20 protein-coding genes are annotated in these 22050 nt (G+C 34.4%); 11 read left to right on the top strand and 9 right to left on the bottom strand.

Going from position 1 to position 22050, the window contains the following annotated elements; translation table 11 throughout:
- Positions 1-315 precede the first annotated feature (315 nt).
- The 3 genes from ABWH96_RS08035 to fabG all read right to left on the bottom strand — a co-directional run bounded on the left by ABWH96_RS08035 (position 316) and on the right by fabG (position 3858).
- Positions 316-2358, bottom strand: a complete 2043-nt coding sequence (locus ABWH96_RS08035) for an OmpA family protein (RefSeq protein ID WP_375580952.1) — start codon at positions 2356-2358, stop codon at positions 316-318.
- A gap of 47 nt (positions 2359-2405) precedes the next feature.
- Positions 2406-2900: a hypothetical protein gene (locus ABWH96_RS08030; protein WP_375580951.1), complete on the bottom strand. Its 495-nt coding sequence runs from the start codon at positions 2898-2900 to the stop codon at positions 2406-2408.
- A gap of 205 nt (positions 2901-3105) precedes the next feature.
- Positions 3106-3858 carry a 3-oxoacyl-[acyl-carrier-protein] reductase gene (gene fabG / locus ABWH96_RS08025; RefSeq protein ID WP_375580950.1) on the bottom strand — a complete coding sequence of 251 codons (753 nt, stop codon included), beginning with the start codon at positions 3856-3858 and terminating at the stop codon, positions 3106-3108.
- A gap of 60 nt (positions 3859-3918) precedes the next feature.
- Here fabG and ABWH96_RS08020 point away from each other — a divergent pair, with 60 nt between their 5' ends.
- The 4 genes from ABWH96_RS08020 to ABWH96_RS08005 all read left to right on the top strand — a co-directional run bounded on the left by ABWH96_RS08020 (position 3919) and on the right by ABWH96_RS08005 (position 8134).
- Positions 3919-5082 carry an ArnT family glycosyltransferase gene (locus tag ABWH96_RS08020; RefSeq protein WP_375580949.1) on the top strand — a complete coding sequence of 388 codons (1164 nt, stop codon included), beginning with the start codon at positions 3919-3921 and terminating at the stop codon, positions 5080-5082.
- 62 nt (positions 5083-5144) lie between these two features.
- The gene (gene lpdA / locus ABWH96_RS08015) at positions 5145-6536 is read left to right on the top strand and encodes a dihydrolipoyl dehydrogenase (RefSeq protein WP_375580948.1); all 1392 of its coding nucleotides are present in this window, start codon (positions 5145-5147) and stop codon (positions 6534-6536) included.
- Between the two features lie 264 nt (positions 6537-6800).
- On the top strand, positions 6801-7310 hold the full coding sequence (locus ABWH96_RS08010) for an RNA polymerase sigma factor (protein ID WP_375580947.1): 510 nt from the start codon (positions 6801-6803) through the stop codon (positions 7308-7310).
- On the top strand, positions 7307-8134 hold the full coding sequence (locus ABWH96_RS08005; protein WP_375580946.1) for an anti-sigma factor domain-containing protein: 828 nt from the start codon (positions 7307-7309) through the stop codon (positions 8132-8134). Before ABWH96_RS08010 ends, ABWH96_RS08005 begins: the two co-directional genes overlap by 4 nt.
- 384 nt (positions 8135-8518) lie before the next feature.
- On the opposite strand, the gene ABWH96_RS08000 is transcribed toward ABWH96_RS08005, so the two are convergent.
- The 6 genes from ABWH96_RS08000 to ABWH96_RS07975 form a co-directional block, all read right to left on the bottom strand.
- The gene (locus ABWH96_RS08000) at positions 8519-9160 is read right to left on the bottom strand and encodes a rhomboid family intramembrane serine protease (RefSeq protein ID WP_375580945.1); all 642 of its coding nucleotides are present in this window, start codon (positions 9158-9160) and stop codon (positions 8519-8521) included.
- 54 nt (positions 9161-9214) lie between these two features.
- Positions 9215-9424 (bottom strand): hypothetical protein, encoded by a 210-nt coding sequence (locus ABWH96_RS07995; protein WP_375580944.1) that lies wholly within the window; start codon positions 9422-9424, stop codon positions 9215-9217.
- A 5-nt stretch (positions 9425-9429) separates the two neighbouring features.
- On the bottom strand, positions 9430-9903 hold the full coding sequence (locus ABWH96_RS07990) for a rhomboid family intramembrane serine protease (RefSeq protein WP_375580943.1): 474 nt from the start codon (positions 9901-9903) through the stop codon (positions 9430-9432).
- Positions 9904-9914: 11 nt separating this feature from the next.
- Positions 9915-10067 carry a rhomboid family intramembrane serine protease gene (locus tag ABWH96_RS07985; RefSeq protein WP_375581470.1) on the bottom strand — a complete coding sequence of 51 codons (153 nt, stop codon included), beginning with the start codon at positions 10065-10067 and terminating at the stop codon, positions 9915-9917.
- A 211-nt stretch (positions 10068-10278) separates the two neighbouring features.
- Complete coding sequence (gene mutL / locus ABWH96_RS07980; protein WP_375580942.1) at positions 10279-12123, bottom strand: DNA mismatch repair endonuclease MutL; 1845 nt, start codon at positions 12121-12123, stop codon at positions 10279-10281.
- Between the two features lie 104 nt (positions 12124-12227).
- Positions 12228-12557 (bottom strand): hypothetical protein, encoded by a 330-nt coding sequence (locus ABWH96_RS07975; protein ID WP_375580941.1) that lies wholly within the window; start codon positions 12555-12557, stop codon positions 12228-12230.
- A gap of 189 nt (positions 12558-12746) precedes the next feature.
- Between ABWH96_RS07975 and ABWH96_RS07970 the strand changes: the two genes are divergently transcribed.
- From ABWH96_RS07970 to ABWH96_RS07940, 7 genes are all read left to right on the top strand, one after another.
- Positions 12747-15698, top strand: a complete 2952-nt coding sequence (locus ABWH96_RS07970; protein WP_375580940.1) for a glycoside hydrolase family 3 N-terminal domain-containing protein — start codon at positions 12747-12749, stop codon at positions 15696-15698.
- A gap of 90 nt (positions 15699-15788) precedes the next feature.
- Positions 15789-16931 (top strand): N-acetyl-alpha-D-glucosaminyl L-malate synthase BshA, encoded by a 1143-nt coding sequence (gene bshA / locus ABWH96_RS07965; RefSeq protein ID WP_375580939.1) that lies wholly within the window; start codon positions 15789-15791, stop codon positions 16929-16931.
- Between the two features lie 90 nt (positions 16932-17021).
- Positions 17022-17648, top strand: coding sequence for a sterol desaturase family protein (locus ABWH96_RS07960; protein ID WP_375580938.1), 627 nt, complete (start codon positions 17022-17024; stop codon positions 17646-17648).
- On the top strand, positions 17648-18454 hold the full coding sequence (locus ABWH96_RS07955) for an NAD(P)-binding domain-containing protein (RefSeq protein WP_375580937.1): 807 nt from the start codon (positions 17648-17650) through the stop codon (positions 18452-18454). Before ABWH96_RS07960 ends, ABWH96_RS07955 begins: the two co-directional genes overlap by 1 nt.
- 59 nt (positions 18455-18513) lie before the next feature.
- Positions 18514-19263, top strand: coding sequence for an NRDE family protein (locus ABWH96_RS07950; RefSeq protein WP_375580936.1), 750 nt, complete (start codon positions 18514-18516; stop codon positions 19261-19263).
- 129 nt (positions 19264-19392) lie between these two features.
- On the top strand, positions 19393-20490 hold the full coding sequence (locus ABWH96_RS07945) for a VWA domain-containing protein (RefSeq protein ID WP_375580935.1): 1098 nt from the start codon (positions 19393-19395) through the stop codon (positions 20488-20490).
- Between the two features lie 10 nt (positions 20491-20500).
- Positions 20501-22024 (top strand): magnesium chelatase, encoded by a 1524-nt coding sequence (locus ABWH96_RS07940; protein WP_375580934.1) that lies wholly within the window; start codon positions 20501-20503, stop codon positions 22022-22024.
- The last annotated feature ends 26 nt before the right edge of the window (positions 22025-22050 follow it).

Here is a 22050-nt window from a genome sequence, read left to right as displayed (position 1 = left end):
CCAGTGCATAGGGGGAACAGCCTCACAGATTGAATTTGTATTTTAATTTGAAATTAAAGTATTTTAAAATAGATAAATAAAATTCATCATCATACAACAATAGGGTTAGCCTCGCAGTAATGTGGGGCTTTTTTTAGCTCCCTAAGCCCCAAAGGGGGAATTTTTCTCACAGATGATACTTATATATTTTAATATGAGACAGAATATTTCCGAGTTATTATTTTGCTCTTTTGATTTCAAAGTAAAGATGCTGTCTTATTTAACTGCTCCGCGAAATCCATGCGTGTTCCCCGCTAGCAAGCGGGCTAGGGGGCTTTAATTAAAATCAAACTCATCAGTTGAAGCTTCAGGCACTTCTTTTTCTTCTTTAATTTCAACTTCTACAGTACCTTTTTTGAATTGAGCTTCTTCTTGTTCTCTTATTCTCCTAGCAACTTCTTTATCGTATTCTGTTACTTTAAATTCCGTTCTACGATTAGTTTCATGCTCTTCTTCAGTTTCAGCATCTTCAATAATTAGCTGGCTTTCGCCATATCCTCTGGCTTTTATACGCGAAGGATCAATCCCTTGAGAAATAATATAAGCCACAGCTGATTCTGCTCTTCTTCTTGAAAGATCTTGATTGTATGCTGCTTCCCCTCTTGAATCAGTATGTGAGCTTAATTCTATTTTGATGGGTGGGTTATCTTTAAGAATAGTTACTAATTTGTCCAATTCGATTGCTGCATCTGCTCTAATATTAGCCGAATCGAAATCATAATAAATGTTCTCAAGTTCAAAAGCTTTATCCAGAATGATTTCTTCTAATAATATTTCCGTCTCAAATACTTTATTTGTTATTAAGGAATTCAACTGACTTTTATCAAGTGTCTTCCCTACTGTAGAAAATGTCTTTCGCGTTGTAAAATAATTATCTTTCTCTGCAATGATAAAATACTCTTCCTCTTCAGAAACACGGAAATTAAATTTACCATCCTGCCCTGTCAATATCTCTCCTAACAAAACGCTATCTTGAGAAAATATTCTAACATTTGCACCTGGTAAAATTACCTCTGCATCATTAGAATTGTGAGTTGTGGTTACTCCTTCCAAGAAATAATTTACGATTTTAAGATCGGGATCCTCATTTTTAAAGGTATAGATATCATCTCTTCCCTCACCTCCTGGTCTATCACTTGAAAAGAATCCTCTATCAGGAGAATACATAAAAACAGCAAAATCATCCTTATTGGAATTCATAGGTTTGCCTAAATGTGAAATTGTGATTTGCCCGCCTTTTCTTTCCGCTACAAATATATCGAGCTTTCCTAAGCCAGGGTGGCCATTGGAAGAAAAATACAATTTTCCATCTTGAGAAGTAGAAGGAAACATCTCGTCCTCAGGTGTATTGATTTTATCTCCCAAATTTCGAACATTCCCCCATTGACCACGACTATTAACTGTAGCAGAATAAAGATCTACTCCACCAAAACCTCCTTCTCTAGTTGATGAAAAGTATAAGGTACGCCCATCTTCACTAAAAGCGGGAGTGGAATTCCATGCATCAGGGTCATTAATCCGCATTAACTCAGGTTCAGACCATTGACCATTTCTGTAGCGTGTAATATATAAGTTTACATCGTTTAAGCCCTTCCTTTTTCCTGTGTTACCTCTCGCAAAAATCATCGTTCTTCCACGTGAATCTATAGCCACAGAACCCTCATTAGCATCAGCCCAATTTATATTTGGAGGTAATTTCTCGATTGTAGTAGTATCCACGTTAGCTCCCTTAGATTTTACTTTGTAAATGTCTGAAAAATTATCACCAGTGGCTTTATAAATTCTTCCATCGTCATCACGGGTAGAAGTAAAGTATAGCTCGTCATCATGAAAAAAAGGAGCATATTCGGCAGCGGGAGTATTGATTTCATCCAGATTCTTTACCGTATAAAAAGTCTGGTCTTCGAGTATCTCATCAATATTATATAGATTTTTTAACTGAAATTCAGCTAACTTTTTAATCTCAGGATTATTAGCATCTGGCAAATAATCTTCAAGTACTTCTCTAGCTCCTTTATAATCAGAATTAGATTTTAATGCCAGAGCATAATTATAGAAAACCTCATCTTCTCTATATCCTGAATCAATTGCAGCTTCATAAAATGGTGCTGCAATTTCCAATCTGTTAGAAAGCCGATAAGATTCCGCAGTATAGAATAATGCTTGTGCTGCATTATCATTTTTTTTAACCGCCTGTTTGTAAAGATTAATTGCAGAGTTAAACTCTCCTTTATCAAATTTCTTTTCTGCTTTTTTATAAACAGAGCATGCGTTGAGTAAGAACAGAATAACAATTGATATATAAAATGAATTTTTCAATGGTTCAGATTTAAAATCTAGCAATTAAAACGATAAAATAAATAAAATCATACTTTTGCCTTGAAAAATCTTCCCATCCAACTCTCAGAAGCTGGTATTAACCAGTTAGAATCAAAATCACTCTTATTGGACACCATATTATTAAAAGTCAATAGTTCAGGCAAAATATCTTCTGACTCCACTTTTGATTTAATAGTTGAAAGACTTTCAAGGATTACTTCATCATTTTTTAAAAAAGCAATTTTACTTTTATCAAGTAAGTTAATTTTTAGTTCATTTTCTAATGCTTTAATAAAATGAACAGATTTATCAATAGAACATCCTGTTGCAGAGGCTTTTGTTTCATCCACTGCCAAAACTATAAATTGATCGTATTTTATTTCAATAGATGCGTTCAGGGCTTTATTATGAGCTGTCCAAGATTCCACAAAAGCCTTCCCATTTTGTAAAATAAATTGCTTCTCATCATTATTAAAAGCTCTGTCAGATTGGTAAACCCAAAGCCTTGAGTTTTTATCTAAATCATTAAAATTAGTGTACATAATTGCTATTTAAAAATGAAGTGAATGTCCGTATTGGAAATCACTTTAAATAATAATATTTTCAAGCTAAACGGAAGCTAAAGTTAATAAGTTCGCAAGATAATATAGTTGAAATGACAAATAGAATAAATAAAAAATCCGAAGGCATTCTTTGATTATAAAATACTTCGGATTTAAAAAATCAATTTTTAGAACAAATTCCCTTTTAGGTCAACATTCCTCCATCTACTTGAATCACTTGTCCAGTTATATAAGAAGACATATCAGAACCTAAAAATACGCATAAATCTGCTACATCATCAGGACTTCCACCTCTTTTCAATGGAATAGCATCTCTCCAACCTTGAACTGTTTTTTCATCCAAGGCATCGGTCATTTCAGTTTCGATAAAACCAGGAGCGATTGCATTGGAACGAATATTTCTGGAGCCTAACTCTAAAGCCACCGATTTAGTAAATCCGATAATACCAGCTTTCGAAGCAGAATAATTAGCCTGACCTGGGTTTCCTTTTATTCCTACAACAGAGGTCATATTAATAATAGAACCACTTTTTTGCTTCATAAAAGTACGATTTGCAGCTTTCACGGTATTGAAGCAAGATTTCAAATTGATATTGATCACATCATCCCACATTTCTTCTGTCATACGCATCAATAAATTATCTTTAGTAATTCCGGCATTGTTCACCAAAACATCTAAGCTTCCAAAATCTGAAACTACTCCAGCAATTAATTCTTCAGCAGCTTTAAAATCAGAAGCATCAGAGCGATAGCCTTTCACTTTCACACCATAAGCATCAGCTAATTCTTTTTCCAAAGCCTGACCTTTTTCCACACTTGATAAAAAAGTAAAAGCTACATTAGCACCTTGTTCAGCATATTTTTGAGCAATGGCTTTACCTATTCCTTTTGAAGCACCCGTGATAAGTGCGGTTTTTCCTTCTAATAGTTTTGTCATAATGGGTTTGTAGTTGATTGTAAAAAGCCTAAAATTACAAGGAATAAGCTAATTAAGAAAATGAAAGACAAAATAGAGGTAAAAAGTATAATTGAAAGATACGAATGGCTACTATTTGGCGGACTTCTATTGCTCGCATTAGGTATTCATATTTTCAGTACTTTTGGTAGTTTAATATGGACTTCAGACTCCTTTCATTATTGGGCCGCCTCTCGAAGTTTTCAATCCGAAAGAGTGTTTCTCGCTTGGGATGGTGGTACTTACATCTTTTGGCCTCCTCTTTTTCCTATCATCTTGAGTTTCTTTAATGAAACTACCTATCATATATTTCACATAGTCTGCTTTCTATCCTCTTTATTATTCATCTATCTCTTTTTCAAAAAGCTATACAAAAAAGATATAGCCTTAATAAGTTTAACAGTTTTTATTCTTAGTGTATATCCTTATTTAATGAGTAGTTTTCTATGGTCAGAAACAATTTTCACTTTCTTACTATTTTCAGGATTATACTACTACCAAAATTGGCTTCAAGACAAAGCGAAAAATTACAGTTTAATACTGTCTTCTATTCTACTAGCTTTAATGTGCCTACAAAGAAATGCTGGTGTATTTATAATAGTTGGTCTTTCCGTTTATTGCTTTATTGTTTTTTTGAAGGAAAAAGACTGGAAGTTTTTGATAAAAATGGCAATTATAAATTTACTGATTATAACCCCAAACATTATATGGAATAATACTCAAAAAATTTATTTTACCGAAGATTATGACTTTTCTAATCGCCTTATAATAGCAGACTTTATTCCCAACCTTGAAACCTTTTCTGTAGAAATAATTAGGTTTTTCATTCCAATCCAGGAAAATGCTCACTCAGCTCTGCTATTGATATTTGGAATAATCATTTTAACATCTATTGTAGCTCAAAAATCAAAATTATTGCCACTGATTATTTTTACGAGCTACCTTATTCTATTTTTAATATTACCTGAATTTGAATCAAGTGAAACAGGACGATTTTTAGCTCCAATAACTCCTATTATAATTTTACAATTGACACTACTATCCAAAGAAGCTTTGTCTAAATTTAATTCCCGAAAAATCAAAGTAATGATTTCAATAGTATTGGTTACAATATTATTGTATAATATGGCCAGAACTGCCAAAAATGTAAGTCAATGGAATTATAGAAGTATTCATCATCCTAAGTCAGCTAAAATTTTTTTCTAGCCCCTTTTCCATTAAATTTGTCTGCAAATAAAAAAGAATCCAAAAATTAATTTATAAATATTATGGCATCAAAATATGATATTATAGTAGTGGGCTCGGGTCCCGGTGGTTATGTAGCGGCAATACGTGCTTCCCAATTAGGTAAAAAAGTGGCTATAGTTGAAAAAGAAAGTTTAGGCGGTATTTGCTTGAACTGGGGATGTATTCCAACAAAAGCATTATTGAAAAGTGCCAATGTTTTTGAATATATCAGCCATGCTGAAGATTACGGAATAACTGTAAAAGATGCGAAAGCTGATTTTTCTGGCATGATTAAAAGAAGCCGTGGCGTTGCTGATGGCATGAGTAAAGGCGTGCAGTTCTTGATGAAAAAGAACAAGATTGATGTAATAATGGGCTACGGAAAACTGAAATCAGGCAAAAAAGTTGAAGTTGAAGCTGACGGTAAAAAAACAGAATATTCAGCTGACAGCATCATTATAGCAACAGGTGGAAGAGCCAAAGAATTACCAAATCTTCCGATTGATGGCAAAAAAATTATTGAATATAGAAAAGCCATGAGCTTAGAAAAACAACCAAAGAAAATGGTGGTTGTAGGATCTGGTGCGATTGGTGTTGAGTTTGCTTATTTCTATAATTCAATTGGCACAGAAGTGACCATAGTAGAATTTATGGATAGAATTGTGCCAGTTGAAGATGAGGAAGTGTCAAAAGCATTGGCTAAGACCTACAAAAAAGCTGGTATCAATATCATGACCAGCTCTGAAGTAACTTCAGTAGATACCAAAGGAAGTGGCTGCAAAGTGACTGTCAAGACTAAAAAAGGTGAAGAAAAACTAGATTGCGATGTAGTACTTTCAGCAGTAGGAGTTAGCACTAACTTAGAAGGAATTGGTCTGGAAGATGTTGGCGTTTCTACTGATAAAGGAAAAGTACTAGTTGATGACTATTATAAAACCAATGTCGAGGGTGTTTATGCCATTGGTGATATCGTTCATGGTCCTGCATTGGCGCACGTTGCTTCAGCAGAAGGAATTATCTGTGTTGAGAAAATTGCAGGTGAAAATCCTGAACCATTGGATTACAAAAACATCCCAGGTTGTACGTATTGCAGCCCTGAAATTGCATCAGTAGGATATACTGAAAAGCAAGCGAAAGAAGCAGGATATGACCTAAAAGTAGGTAAATTCCCATTCTCCGCTTCAGGAAAAGCAAGTGCAGCAGGAGCTAAAGATGGTTTTGTGAAATTGGTTTTTGATGCTAAATATGGTGAATTATTAGGTGCTCACATGATCGGAGCCAATGTTACCGAAATGATTGCGGAAATTGTAGCGGTTAGAAAATTAGAAACTACAGGACACGAATTGATCAAAACAGTTCATCCTCACCCAACGATGAGTGAAGCGGTGATGGAAGCTGCAGCGGCTGCTTATGATGAAGTGATTCATATATAAGGTATTTGTTACAAGCGGACGCTTGCGACAGTTCAGAGAATAAAAAGTTGGTGCGAGATTCCTAGCTCGTACCAAGGTAATAAATAAGCACGAGCTAGGAAGCTAGCGCTTTTTAAATACCTAAAAAACAAAACAAAAAGCTGTTAAGCAGATTTAATTAACTGAATTTGACTAACAGCTTTTTTTATTGGGGTATTATCATTTATTTAGCAAAAGAAATTCAAAACTATAGCACCAGCAGTTAAAATATCGGAAGAGGTTCTTGTGAAAGAACTCAAAGCACAGAAATCAAGTGCTTTTGAATACCTGTATGATAATTACAGTGCGGCAATTTATGGTGTTATAGTCAGAATTGTAAAATCAGAGGAAGTAGCCCAGGAAGTATTGCATGATGTTTTCATGAAGGCATGGAAAAACATTAATGCCTATAGTGCTGAAAAAGGTCGTTTATACACCTGGTTGGTGAATATTAGCCGAAATGCTTCCATCGATAAACTTCGATCAAAAGAAATAAAGAAAACAGGTAAAACCGATTCAGTCTCAGACAACGTACATACCATTGACAATGCAAATTCAACTGAGCTTTCAATTGATGGCATAGGGTTGGAGAAAGTTTTAGATAAGCTTTCTGACGAACTTCGATTTGTAATTGATCAAATGTATTTTAAAGGCTATACGCAAACTGAAATTTCTGAGGAATTTGATATCCCACTAGGGACTGTCAAAACCAGAGCTAGGACAGCTATGCGTACATTAAGAGAATTATTATTGTGAGTAAGATTGAAGCATACATATCGTCCGGAGTAATCGAAGCTTTCGTTTTGGGACAGCTTAGTGAAGCTGAAACAAAAGAATTACTTCAGTATGCAGAAGAGCATGAAGAAGTAAGAAAAGCCTTAGATGAGGCTGAGGAAACCTTATTTGCATTGGGTCAAGAAGGAAGTATTACACCTCCTGAATATTCCAAAAATGCACTTTTTAAAGATTTGGGATTGGAGATGAATTCTGATGAAGATAATTCTAATGAAGAGCTTATAGAAGAAGAAATCAAAAAAGAGACTAAATCCTTTTCTATTTATCCTTACTTATCAGCTGCTGCCAGTATAGTAGCTGTAATAGGAATAGTTTTCAGTGTTTATTATTATAATCAATGGCAAGACACTGAGGCTAAATTATCCAACATTATTGCTCAAAATCAAATAATGGCGCAGCAATATAATGTGGTGAAAAACCAGATGGAACAATATGCAGAGAATGTTGAAATCCTTAGACAGCCCGGAATAGAAACTGTTCCAATGAAAGGATTGGACATAGCGCCTGAAGCCCAAGCATTTGTACACTGGAATAAGAAAACCAATGAGGTATTCTTAAATGCCAAGAAAATGCCTTCAAATGAAACAGAGAATCAATACCAACTTTGGGCAATAGTAGATGGAAATCCTGTGGATATGGGCGTTTTTGATGTAGCGGGTGATATGACAAGCTTACTCAAAATGAAAACTACCGGAAAAGCTTCTGCATTTGCTGTAACGCTAGAACCTAGAGGTGGTAGCGAAAATCCTACCATGGAGAAAATGTATGTAATCGGACAGATTTAATTACGAATTTGGGAATTAGAAATTACGAATTGGCGGTCTCATCTACTTTATAATCCATTCTTAATACTATTGATTTATAAGTCTTATTTCTGATTATTAAACTCAGGAATGGTGGATTATTAAAAACAAAAACTTTCCTTGAATTTACAGATCAAAACCACTCAGTCCTACGGAAAGCTCCCTAAAACAGGGGAGCATCAGTGAGTGCAAAACATTAGTGGATTACCTAAGAAAATCCATATCCTTCTTAAGTCAAGAATGAATTAGAGGTTAAAATTAAAATCTAATCCCTAAATTTTTAGATTGATATGAGGAAAGTTAGGAAATATCATAAATAGCTTTCCCAGAATTGAAATGCCCTAATTATTAATTATTAATCATTAATCACTTCTTGCTTGCATTAAAAAGCTTTTGCTTTTCGTCTTTACTAAGGCTTTCGTATCCTTTTTCTGAAATTTTATCTAATATCCTGTCTATTTCTTCTTGCTCAATATTGGATGAAGAAGATGAAGCGGAACTACTACTTTTACTTGCTCCAGCAGTCTGTTTCTTTTTATAGGTGACTTTGATTTTTGGTTTTGATTTAAAGATACTTTGAATAAACCCTAAAGTCATTTGGATCCATAAACCAAAATCAGTACCTGCTTGTAATCCTCTAACGTATAAAAAACCTATTCCTGCTCCACCTAAGTGTGCCAGATTTCCACCCGCATTAGGACCAGCTGAATTTAATAAAGATAGGACAATATAAACAGCTACAATATATTTGATCTTCACAGGACCTATTAAAATCAAATGAAATTTGTGATCTGGAAGTAATGTTGCTGCTGCAGTAGCTACTGCATAAACTGAGGCAGAAGCTCCTACCATACCGCTTGTGGTTCTTTCAGCTAAAAAAGGGATTAAATTATAGGCTAAAATAAATACTACAGCTCCTGCTAAAGCACCCAATACATATAAATTAACCAATTTAGCACTTCCCAGATATTGAGAAATCAACATCCCAAACCAGTACAATACTAGCATATTCAATAATATATGGAAGAATCCTGCATGAGAAAAGGCGTAGGTAATGATGGTTCAGGGACGATATATGAACCTTTCTAAATCTGGCGGAATAGTAAATTGTGCATCAACAATTGCATAAAGCCCTTCAACACCTGAAAATTTACCAATTAATGCCAATAAGCCCAAACCTACAAAAACAACAGCATTGATAATAATTAACTGGTTTAATGCATTATTGGGTCTTTTAAAATTTTGTTTTAACTCATCGAAAAATCCTGCCATCTTCTTTAATAAAATCTTGTATTATTCTTCTGCCATATCTTTAACAGAATAAACGCAATCAACATCCCCCCTAAATGGGCATAATGCGCCACATTATCTCCCGGAGCATTCTGTATGCCTGCATATAACTCATATAATCCGTAGAAGGTTACAAGGTATTTAGCTTTGATAGGAATAGGTGGAAATAGTAAAAACAATTCTGTATTAGGAAATAGAAAACCAAATGCAAAAAGAATTCCGAAAATTGCTCCTGAAGCTCCTATCATAGGAATACTGCCATTAAATCTAACTAATTCTTTTACTCGTTGAATACTGCCTTCAATTAAATTTTCATTACTGGGATTATCTCCAAAAGAATCAATAAATGGATACCATTCTTGGTACACCCTTTTTGGAGCATTTTCTTGAATAAAGGATACAAACTCTTCATAATTCGGATTTTCGATATATTGTTCAGCAGCACTTTCCAATTGTTGCATTTCCACAAAATTCACAGCTCCAAAAAGTATTCCGGCCCAATTCCAGTAACCATATAAAAAATAAAGAACCTTTTAGATCCCCAAAACCGCTCCAACATTGGGCCGAATATGAATAAAGCAAACATATTTCCCAACAAGTGGCCAAAACCAGAGTGCAAAAACATATAGGTAATAAACTGAAAAGGCTGAAATGAATCCGCAAAAATATAGCGCAAACCAAATATTTGAGTCAAATCAAAACTTAGAAAAGAAGGAATAAGCAATAAAGCTATATTTATTAAAAGAAGGTTTTTAACAACCGGAGTAAGTCTTGCGAACATAAATTTATACTATATAATTTCTATAATTTAATTAGAATAACTTCTCCTCTTATATCTAATTGAAGAAGCTTGCAATTTTATTAAGGTCAAAAATAATAAAAGTAGAGTTACCTGAAGGTGCATAATTAGGATTTTGACAAGCAAAAAGTTTATCAATTAAAGCATTCATTTCCTCTCCATTCAATTTATGCCCTGCTCTTATGGCTGACCTTTTTGCCAAAGAACGGGCTATATTTTCATTTTTCGATACACTCAGCACGTTTTTATTGTGTTTAAATTGATCAATCAAGCCTTCAAAAACTGATTTTACCGAGGTATCGGTCAATTCTGTTGGTGCTCCATTAATCACCACGGTGTCTTTTCCGAAAGAAGAAATCACAAAACCCAAAGCTTTTAACTCCTCCTCCATATCCATCACCAAAGCATAATCTGGTGCTGATAATTGCACTTGCTCGGGAAAAAGAAATTGCTGAGAACTACCATCACTATTTTGCAAATGACGGTTGAATTTCTCAAATAAAATCCGCTCATGGGCTGCTTGTTGATCTACTAGCATTAAACCAGATTTCACCTGAGTAGCAATATACTTCTGATGGATTTGAAATATGCTTGATTTAGTTTCTACCCTTTCATTTTGGGGCGTCTTACCTTCATTTTCTTCATTAATTGCACTCCCAAAAGTCATTGACTGCTGACTTTCATCTGCAATATCTTCACTTTCTTCTTCACTTATTTTCTGGCTCAACTCTTGGAAATTAGATAGAATTTTATCCCACTCCCCATCATTATCTTTTGGTTGTTTGAACTTTTGGTAATTAGTGGTTTTTCTGGTAAAATCATCTACCTGATTTCTTCTAGGAGCATTAAAACTGAAGTTTACATCACTGTCAAAATCCAATGCAGGGGCTACATTATGCGCTCCTAAAGCCTGGCGAATAGCTGCTGCCAAAATTCCATAAACCATGCGCTCATCATCAAACTTGATTTCTGTTTTGGTAGGATGAACATTTACATCAATTTTTTTAGGATCAATTTCCAAGCACAGCACATAAAATGGATGTGCTTCTTTTGCCAACAATCCTTCAAATCCATTCACCACTGCATGATGTAAATAGCCGCTTTTGATGTAGCGGTTGTTGACAAAGAAAAACTGCTCTCCTCTGGTTTTTTTGGCAAACTCAGGCTTGCCTATGTAGCCATATATTTTTAACTGGTCTGTAGTTTCTTCACAAGCCACCAATTGCTCTTGATAATTTTTACCAAATAAGCCTACAATTCGCTGGCTCAATTTACCAGCATTCAACTGATAAACATCCATATCATTTTGATGAAGGCTAAAAGCTACTTGCGGATTGGCTAGCGCCACACGATGAAATTCATCAATGATATGACGCATCTCTACTGGGTTGGATTTCAAAAAATTACGCCTAGCAGGAACATTATAAAAGAGATTTTTTACTGAAATGGTGGTGCCGCCAGTATGAGCAGTGTGGGTTTGATTTTTCACTTCCGAAGCTTCCACTTGAAGCAAAACCCCAAGCTCTGCATCGGCTGTTTTGGTTTTAAGCTCTACTTGAGAAACAGCTGCTATAGAAGCCATAGCTTCTCCCCTGAAGCCCATGGTTTTCAATGCAAATAAATCGTCTGACTTTCTAATTTTTGAAGTGGCATGACGCTCGAAGCACATTCTTGCATCTGTTTCCGACATGCCCAGGCCATCATCGATTACCTGAATGAGCTGCTTTCCAGCATCTTTCACCACCAATTTTATCTTACTGCTTCCGGCATCAATGGAGTTTTCAAGTAACTCCTTCACTACAGAAGCTGGTCTTTGGACTACCTCTCCTGCAGCAATTTGATTAGCAATTGCATCAGGCAATAACTGTATTATATCGGACATTTACTTTATTATGTGGATTCAAAAATTAAATTACACAAAATTGCTATCTGCATTGAAGATCGACTAATCACCATTATTATCGTGCTATTGCCGTAAATATTTTATTATTTCCTTCTTCTCAAGAATATGTATAAAGGAATTAAAAGAAATAAAGCAAAATAAACGTTCGCACCATACATTAAATATCCGCCAATGGAAACACCCACTATTACAACCATTAGAAACTGAAATAAATCAGCTGATCGATTAGAGCCCCTTCGGGCTTTATAGGCGTCTCGAATACTTTCGGTATTATGCCCTTCTTTCTGATTTCTAATTTCTTTTCTAATTCGATCAGTTCTTTTTTCTATATCTTCTTTCACCGGATCGTAATAGCGAGGTTGAATTTCAAACCTCTGATGTCCTGGAGTTCTAAATATGGATGGAATTTTCATAATCATTTATTTAATTAGATGAATAAAAGAACGAAGCTATCGTTATGTAAGTTTAAATAGTAATCTGCTATTATGATCTCAATTTAATTCAACAAATTAGCAAACTATTTTACAATCTAAATGAAATCATCTTTCTCAAAAACAAACTTAATGCTAATTTAGCTTTTATCATAAATTCAAAACTGTCACATGTTCAAAAAAGTTTTATTCCTTTCTATTCTATTTATTTTTTCATTAGCAAGTTTGCTAAGTGCACAAGATAAGTCATATTCGCAATGGGTTGAAAAAACTTATAAGGATATGAGTCAAGAAGAACAAATTGGACAGCTTTTTATGGTTGCAGCCTATTCTAATAAGGATGAGCAGCATGTTAAAAACCTCTCACTTCTTATTGAAAAATATCATATAGGAGGATTGATATTCTTTCAAGGAGGTCCAGGGAGAGAAATTAAAATAACTAACCAATTGCAGGCTAAATCTAAAATCCCCCTTTGGATAGGAATGGATGCAGAATGGGGTTTAGGAATGCGGTTGGATAGCACAATGAACTTTCCTAAGCAAATGACTTTGGGAGCTATACAAGACAATGATTTTATTTATGACATGGGAGCAGAAATTGCACGTCAAGCTAAGTTAATAGGCGTCCATGTTAATTTTGCTCCTGTGGTTGATGTCAACAATAACATTAAAAACCCTGTGATTGGATATCGATCCTTTGGTGAGGACAAAAAAAATGTAGCTCGAAAAGGAGTTGCCTATATGAAAGGTATGCAAGACAATGGACTCTTAGCCAATGCAAAACATTTCCCTGGACATGGCGATACGGATTCCGATTCACACATGACCTTGCCGGTCATCAATCATAGTACCGAAAGACTTGATGAAATTGAGCTCTATCCTTTCAAAAAACTCATAGAAAATAACGTTAATAGTATGATGGTGGCTCATTTACATATTCCTGCATATGATAGCACGTCTAATAAAGCCACTACCCTATCCAAAAATGTGGTAACTGATTTATTAAAGGAAGAATTGGGTTTTGACGGATTGATTTTTACTGATGCTTTGAACATGAAGGGAGTAAGCGATTTTTATGCCCCAGGCGAAACTGATTTATTAGCTTTTAAGGCTGGAAATGATGTTTTACTTTTCCCTATGAATGTTCCCAATGCCATTAAAATGATAAAAGAAGCCATCAAAAACAATGAAATAACAGAAGAAAGATTGGAGGAGAGTGTTAAAAAAATCCTTCATGCAAAATACAAATTAGGACTACATAAAGGCTTTAAGAACTTAGAATCTGAAAATATATACGAAAGACTTCATACAACTGAGGCTAAAAATCTAAATGAGAAATTATATGCTGAAGCTGCTACTCTAGTTAAAAATGAGAAGAATTTTCTTCCTATACATATTTTGGATACCACCAATTTTGCTTCTATTTCTTTAAGAGGAAATAAAAACAGTACGTTCCAACAATATTTAGACAAATATGCTGATTTTACTCATTACCATTTACCTAAAGGTAGTATGGATTTAGGAGATTACAGTCAACTTATGACACAGTTAAGTCAATATGAAACAGTTGTCGTTGGTTTGCATGGAATGAATAATTCGGCCTCTAAAAGATTTGGCTTAAAATCAGAAGATTTACTTTTTCTTCAAAATCTCTCAGAGCAAGCAAATGTAGTATTAACTGTTTTCGGAAATGCTTACAGCTTAAAATATCTGCAATCATTTCAACAAATTCTGATGATGTATGAGGACAATGAAATCACTCAAAAATTAGCTCCTCAAATGCTGTTTGGTGCCAAATCTACAAAAGGAAAATTACCGGTTTCTGTTGCTCCTGATATGAAAGCAGGAACAGGTATAAACACCAAAACACTTAATAGATTTGGATACAGCAATCCATTGGATGTGGGAATGGATCCAAAAATACTAGCTGAAATTGATGCCATTGCACAAGAAGCCATAGAAACAGATGCCACACCAGGTGGTCAAATATTAGTAGCAAAAGATGGTCAAATCGTATATGAAAAAAACTTTGGCTATCAGACCTATCACAAATATTCAAAAGTGGAAGATAATACCATTTATGATTTGGCTTCTATCACTAAAGTGAGCGCAACATTACAAAGCATTATGTTCTTATATGACAGAGGAATTATTGATTTAGATAAGAAAATCAGTCATTACCTGCCCGAACTTAAAAAAAGTAATAAGCAAAATATGACTTTGAGAAATATTTTGACTCACCAGGCAGGTTTAATTCCATATGTTCCTTTTTGGAGACAAACGCATGATATGTTTGGATTAAAAACACCTTTGTATCAAAATCATGAAGCCTCATTATATCCAAATCAGTTAGCCTCAGGACTTTATGGTCACCAGGTTTTAGGCGACTCCATTTGGCAATGGGTAATTGATTCAGAGCTATTGGAAAAGCCCAGATGGCAAAAGAATTATGATTATCGCTATTCAGATATGGGCTATTACATTATGCAAAAAATTAGTGAGCGCATGACCAATATGAGCTATGAAGAATTTTTAAATGAAAATTTTTACAAACCTATGGGCATGAGTACCATGGGATTTCTTCCTCTATGTCGATTTCCTGAAAATCAAATTGCACCAACTGAAAATGATTTAGTATTTAGAAACGATCTTATAAAAGGCTGGGTTCACGATCAAGGAGCTGCTATGGTTGGTGGAGTAGCTGGTCATGCCGGACTTTTCAGCAATGCGAAAGACTTGGCCATATTAATGCAAATGAACTTATGGGATGGGACTTATGGAGGTGTAAGGTACTACAGGAAAGGAACTATACCCTATTTTACCAGAAAACAATTTGATGAGAACAGAAGAGGCTTAGGATGGGATAAACCCGTTGAAGAAGATGGCCCTTCTCCTACTTCGCACTATGCCTCACCATTAACATTTGGTCATACAGGTTTTACTGGAACAGCAGCTTGGGCTGATCCTGAATTTGGTTTAGTTTATATTTTCTTATCTAATAGGGTTTATCCTGATGCAAATAACCGGAAATTAATAACTTCTAATGTCAGAACACGAATAATGGATATCATATATCAATCTATTTTTGAATATGAATCAAAGCAAGAGGATTATGTTAATTAAACCTATCCATTTTAATATTTTAAACATAATCACAAGGCATTACGTTTTAAATTCACTTTAATAAAGGAATTACTATTTAACAACAAATAAATGAATATAGGTATTGTTTGCTATCCTACCTTTGGAGGAAGCGGGGTTGTAGCTACGGAATTGGGAAAAGCTTTAGCAAAGAATGGTCATAACGTCCATTTCATTACTTACTCACAGCCTACCCGCTTAGATTTTTTCAATGAAAACTTATTCTATCATGAGGTAGACATTAGAACCTATCCATTGTTTCAATATCCTCCTTATGAGCTAGCTTTAGCCAGCAAAATGGTGGATGTTGCCCAACATGAAAAATTAGACTTATTGCATGTTCATTATGCTATTCCACATGCTTCAGCTGCTTACATGGCAAAACAAATTCTAAAGGAAAAAAATATAGATATACCAGTGGTAACTACACTTCATGGAACTGACATCACCTTAGTAGGAAAAGATCCATCTTATGAACCTGTAGTAACCTTTAGTATTAATAAATCAGATGGGGTTACAGCTGTGTCCGAAGATTTGAAAAAAGACACTTTAGATCATTTCGATATCTACCAGCATATTGAAGTTATTCCAAACTTTATTGATTTAAATAGGTTTAAACGACAGAAAAAAGATCACTTCAAGACTGCCATCTGCCCAAATGGTGAAAAGTTACTGGTACACACATCCAATTTCAGAAAGGTTAAAAGAGTAGAAGATGTTATCCATGTATTCAATAATGTTCGCAAAATTATTCCCGCTAAATTATTATTAGTGGGCGATGGCCCTGAAAGAATAAAAATGGAGAAGCTTTGTCGTGAATTAGGTACCTGTGAAGATATTCGATTTTTAGGAAAAATGGAGGCTGTGGAAGAAGTTCTCTCCGTTAGTGATTTATTTTTAATGCCATCAGAAAAAGAAAGTTTTGGTTTAGCTGCACTTGAAGCAATGTCCTGTGAGGTTCCTGTTTTATCCTCCAATGCGGGTGGTATTCCTGAATTGAACATTGATGGAGTAACAGGATTTACCTGTAATGTTGGGGATGTTAAAGACATGACTGAAAAGGCTTTACACATTTTAGCTGATGAAAACTTAGGGAAGTTTAAAACAGCTGCACTTGAAAGAGCAAAGAAATTTGATATCGCTAACATCCTTCCATTATATGAAAATTTTTATGATAAGGTTATGAAAAAAGAATTAGCTGAACGACCATCATAAATCTACTTATAGAACAAATCCTTAATTTGGTCGTTAAATTGCCATAGTTAATAGATGAGCAACTTTTTAAAATTGTCATTTTTAATAGTTATGGATATAGCACAAGACAGGAAAATTAAGGGTTCAGGAACAAAAAATTTATTCGAGAACCCAATACTTGAAAAATTGACTAGAAGTCATTTTTCAGTTCCATTAAGCATCTTAGCAATTATTTCAATCTCTCTTGCTTATTTATCATTTACCCAATTTAATATTGGAGTCGTAACTTTTGCAATTCTATTTATAATAGGATTCTTCAGTTGGACTTTAGGTGAATATCTAATCCATAGATATGTATTCCATATGGATAATGATAAAAGGTGGAAAAGATGGGTAACTTACACTTTTCATGGAATTCACCATGAATATCCAAAAGATAAAGACAGGATAGTGATGCCCCCAGCTGGAGCCATTTTAATAAGTAGTATTATTTTTGGTGGATTCTGGTTATTTATGCAAGACTATGCATTTGCTTTCGTGCCTGGCTTTTTAGTAGGGTATTTAACATATGCATTTGTTCATTATGCCATACATGCATACCAACCACCAAAAAATTTCTTGAGGTGGCTATGGATATATCACAGCATACATCATTACAAACATCCTGATAAATATTTTGGGGTATCCTCTCCTATCTGGGATTATATTTTCAATACAGTACCAAAAAAAAATAATTAATGGCATCAGTCAGTATTCTAGGTTGTGGTTGGTTAGGATTTCCTCTTGCAATAAATTTAGTATCTAAAGGCTTTGAAGTAAAAGGAAGTACAACCACCACTTCAAAAATGCAAGAATTGGAACATGCTAGTATTAATCCATTCAAGATACAATTACCTGATAACAATTTAAATTCTGATTTTTTTCAATCTGATTATTTAATTATTAATATTCCACCAAAGACTTCTAAAAATGGAGTAAACCACCATTTAGATAGCATAAATTCTATCATTCCACTTTTACCCTCTAATCAAAAAATTATTTACATCAGTGCCACATCAGTTTACCCAAAAGTTGACAATGCAATTAATGAAGATCATGAACTAGATTTTAATTCTGAAAGAGCACAAGCACTTATTCAGGCAGAACAATTATTGCTTAATACATTTTATGATCAATTAACAATAATCAGGTTTGGAGGACTATTAGGCTATGAAAGAATTCCTGGTAAATATTATACAGGTAAAAACTTAGCACAACATCAACAAAAAGTAAACTATATTCATAGAGATGATGCCATTGGAGTAATTGAGGCAGTGCTAAACCAAGAAAAATGGTCCTGCATATTAAATGGAGTTGCGCCAAAACACCCATCTAAAAAAGACGTTTTTCTAAAAAATGCCAAAGATTTTAATTTCGAACCTCCAATTTTTGAAAATTCTAAACAAGAACTTACCAATCGAATTATTGAAAGTTCTAAAATTGAACATATTTTAGATTATTCATTCATTTACCCTGACCCAATCCATTTTTTTTATACTAATTAAAGAAATGACTTTTTAAAGATTTTATAATTTAGTATCATTCGGAAGTTTTACCAAATACTATGTGTACGCTAACATATTTACCGCTTTCCGAAGAACAATATTTATTAACCACCAATCGTGATGAAAGTCCAGATAGAGGTCAAGCAGGCTTCCCCTCTTATCATCATGTGGAAGGTAAAAATATTATATTCCCTCAAGATCCAAAAGCTGGAGGTACTTGGGTGGCTACTTCTGACAATGGTATTAGTGTATGCCTATTGAATGGCGCCAATGAGCCACATGAATTTAATCCTCCTTATAGAATCAGTAGAGGCTTGGTTGTAATGGAAGCTATTGAATGCATAAAACCAGATGAATTTTTTAAAAACTACGATTTTACTGGCATAGAACCCTTTACTATGGTAGTGCTTTTTCATGATCCTTCCCTAAGGATATTGGAATTTAAATGGGATGGTGATAAAACTTTTTTAGAGGAAAAAAAAACCACAGAACCTCATTTATGGGCTTCAGCTCAACTTTACACTAAAGAATCCATTCAAAACAGAAATAATTGGTTTCAAAAATGGTTAAAAAACAATAAAAGTTATTCTACTGAATCAATTATGGATTTTCACAAAACTGCAGGCTCTGGAGATTTAAAAAATGATATGGTAATGGACAGAGGAATTGTGAAAACGGTAAGCATCACGAGCATTTCATCCTTAAAAGGAATGATTAATATGGCTCACCATAATTTATTAGAAGATAGCTTTCAGGAAATAAGTCTATCACAGCATGTGAATCAGGAATTTTCTCATCATATTTTATGAAAACCATTAAAATTTTCTTCTGCTCCTGATCAGAAAGATTGTAGAAAATACAATAATACTTACTCTATTCTCAATAAATTTCGGTCAATTAGAGTAACATTCATCTTCCCTTATTAGTTAAGAGGAAATATGTTAGGTTACAGATTTACACAGTATTTAGCTCATAAAGATTTATCAGACACCACTTTTGATCAATTGTTCAATGTATTCAACGAATTATTGATCATTACGGGCGGTGATGTTAGTGAGGCCTTAAGTTGGTTAACCAATATTGACAAGCAATACAATATTACAGATGGTCAATATGGAATGGGCGACTTTATAGAGGACTTAAAAAATAAAGGATTCATCTCAGACAAAACACCTGATGGCTCTTTTGAAATTACCGCTAAAACTGAGCAGAATATTCGGAAAAATGCCCTAGAGGAAATATTTGGAAAGCTAAAAAAATCAGGAAAAGGAGAGCATAAGACCAATTTCACTGGTTTGGGTGAGGAGCCTGGAACAGATAGAAGAAATTACGAATTTGGTGATTTATTGCATCAAATATCAATGACCGACTCCTTAAGAAATGCACAAATCAATCATGGCTTAGGCGATTTCATGCTTACAGAAGATGATTTAGAGGTAGTGGAAAGTGAATATAAAACACAAACCTCCACTGTGCTGATGATTGACATTTCCCATTCCATGATTTTGTATGGAGAGGACAGGATTACTCCTGCCAAAAAAGTGGCTATGGCTTTAGCTGAACTCATCACTAAAAAATATAAAAAGGATACGCTAGATATCATTGTATTTGGAAATGATGCCTGGCAAATTCAAATAAAAGATCTACCTTATCTTCAAGTGGGACCATACCATACGAATACCATAGCAGGATTGGAATTGGCTATGGATTTATTGAGAAGAAGGAAAAATAAAAACAAACAGATTTTCATGATTACGGATGGGAAACCAACCTGTATGAAACAAGGCATCAAATATTATAAAAATAGTTTTGGGCTTGACCCTAAAATTATGAACAAAACCCTTAATCTGGGGGCACAATGCCGAAGATTAAATATTCCTATTACCACTTTTATGATTGCCTCTGATCCTTATTTGCAGGAATTTGTGAAAGAATTCACTACTGTAAATAATGGAAACGCATATTACAGCAGTTTACAAGGCTTAGGCAACTTAGTGTTTGAAGATTACAAAAGAAATAGAAAAAAAAGATACTGAAAATAACTTTATGAGCTACGAAAAACTCACTACTCAAGATAAATTAAAAATTACTACGCTTAAAGAATTGATGGAAAGCGGTTATCAGCCGAAAGCCGTAAAAGAAGAACTCAGGCAAAATCTCATTAAAAAAATGAAAGCTGGAGAAAATGTTTTTGAAGGCATCTGGGGCTATGAAGATACAGTAATTCCTGATATTCAAAGGGCAATTCTATCTCGACATAATATTAATTTATTGGGTTTAAGAGGGCAGGCAAAAACAAGAATAGCCCGCATGATGACTTTGCTTATGGATGAATACATTCCAGTATTGAAAGGCACTGAATTAAATGACGACCCAATGCAGCCACTTTCCAGACAGGCTCAAGACATTTTGGAAGAAAAAGGCAATGATGCTCCAGTTGCATGGATGCACAGAGATGAACGCTATACTGAGAAGTTAGCCACTCCTGATGTATCAGTTGCAGATTTGATCGGAGATGTTGATCCAATTAAAGCAGCGACACTAAAACTACCTTATTCTGATGAAAGAGTAATACATTATGGATTAATTCCAAGGTCTCACAGAGGGATATTTGTAATCAATGAATTGCCCGATTTACAAGCCAGAATTCAAGTTGCACTTTTCAATATTTTACAAGAAGGAGACATTCAAATTAGAGGATTTAAATTAAGGCTTCCACTGGATTTACAATTTGTATTTACTGCCAACCCTGAAGATTATACGAATAGAGGTAGCATTATTACTCCATTAAAGGATAGAATAGATGCCCAGATCATTACACATTATCCAGAAACCATTGAAATAGGAAGAAAAATTACAACTCAAGAAGCAGCTATCAAAGATGAACAAAATGAAGCGGTAGAGTTGAATGAGCTTTCTAAGGATTTAATTGAGCAAATTGCTATAGAAGCTAGAGGAAGCGAATATATAGATGAGAAAAGTGGTGTTTCTGCACGTTTGACTATTTCAGCTTACGAAAGTTTAGTCAGTGCTGCTGAGCGTAGATCTTTACTTAATAAGGAATCAAAAGTTTACGTTCGCATGTCGGATTTTACTGGAGTTGTTCCTGCAATCACTGGGAAAGTAGAATTAGTATATGAAGGCGAGCAGGAAGGGCCTGGTATAGTTGCACAAACTTTAGTGGGCAAAGCTATCCGCTCTCAATTTGATCATTATTTCCCTAATCCAGAAGAATTAAGAAAAGACCGAGAGAAAAAGAATCCTTATAGACAAATCAGTAAGTGGTTTAATGATGGAAAGAAGATTGACCTTTTCAATGATGATAGTGAGAAGGAATATAGAAAAAAACTAGATATTATTCCTGGACTTAAGGATCTGGTTCAGGCACATCATAAAAAACTGAGTGAAAAAGAAACTTATTTTATGATGGAATTTGCACTACATGGAATGGCAGAATATAGTCTATTGAGCAAACATGCTTTAGCTAAAGGTCATAGCTTTAAAGATCTATTAAGCAGTATGTTAAATTTTGAAGATTCGTCTGATCAGGATGAAGATTTTAATATTTAATTGTATATTTGGATTGAACCATTGAA

It is taken from the genome of Marivirga tractuosa, assembly GCF_042140215.1.
Classification (GTDB): Bacteria; Bacteroidota; Bacteroidia; order Cytophagales; family Cyclobacteriaceae; genus Marivirga; species Marivirga tractuosa_A.
This window is presented reverse-complemented; position numbering and strand designations above follow the sequence as displayed.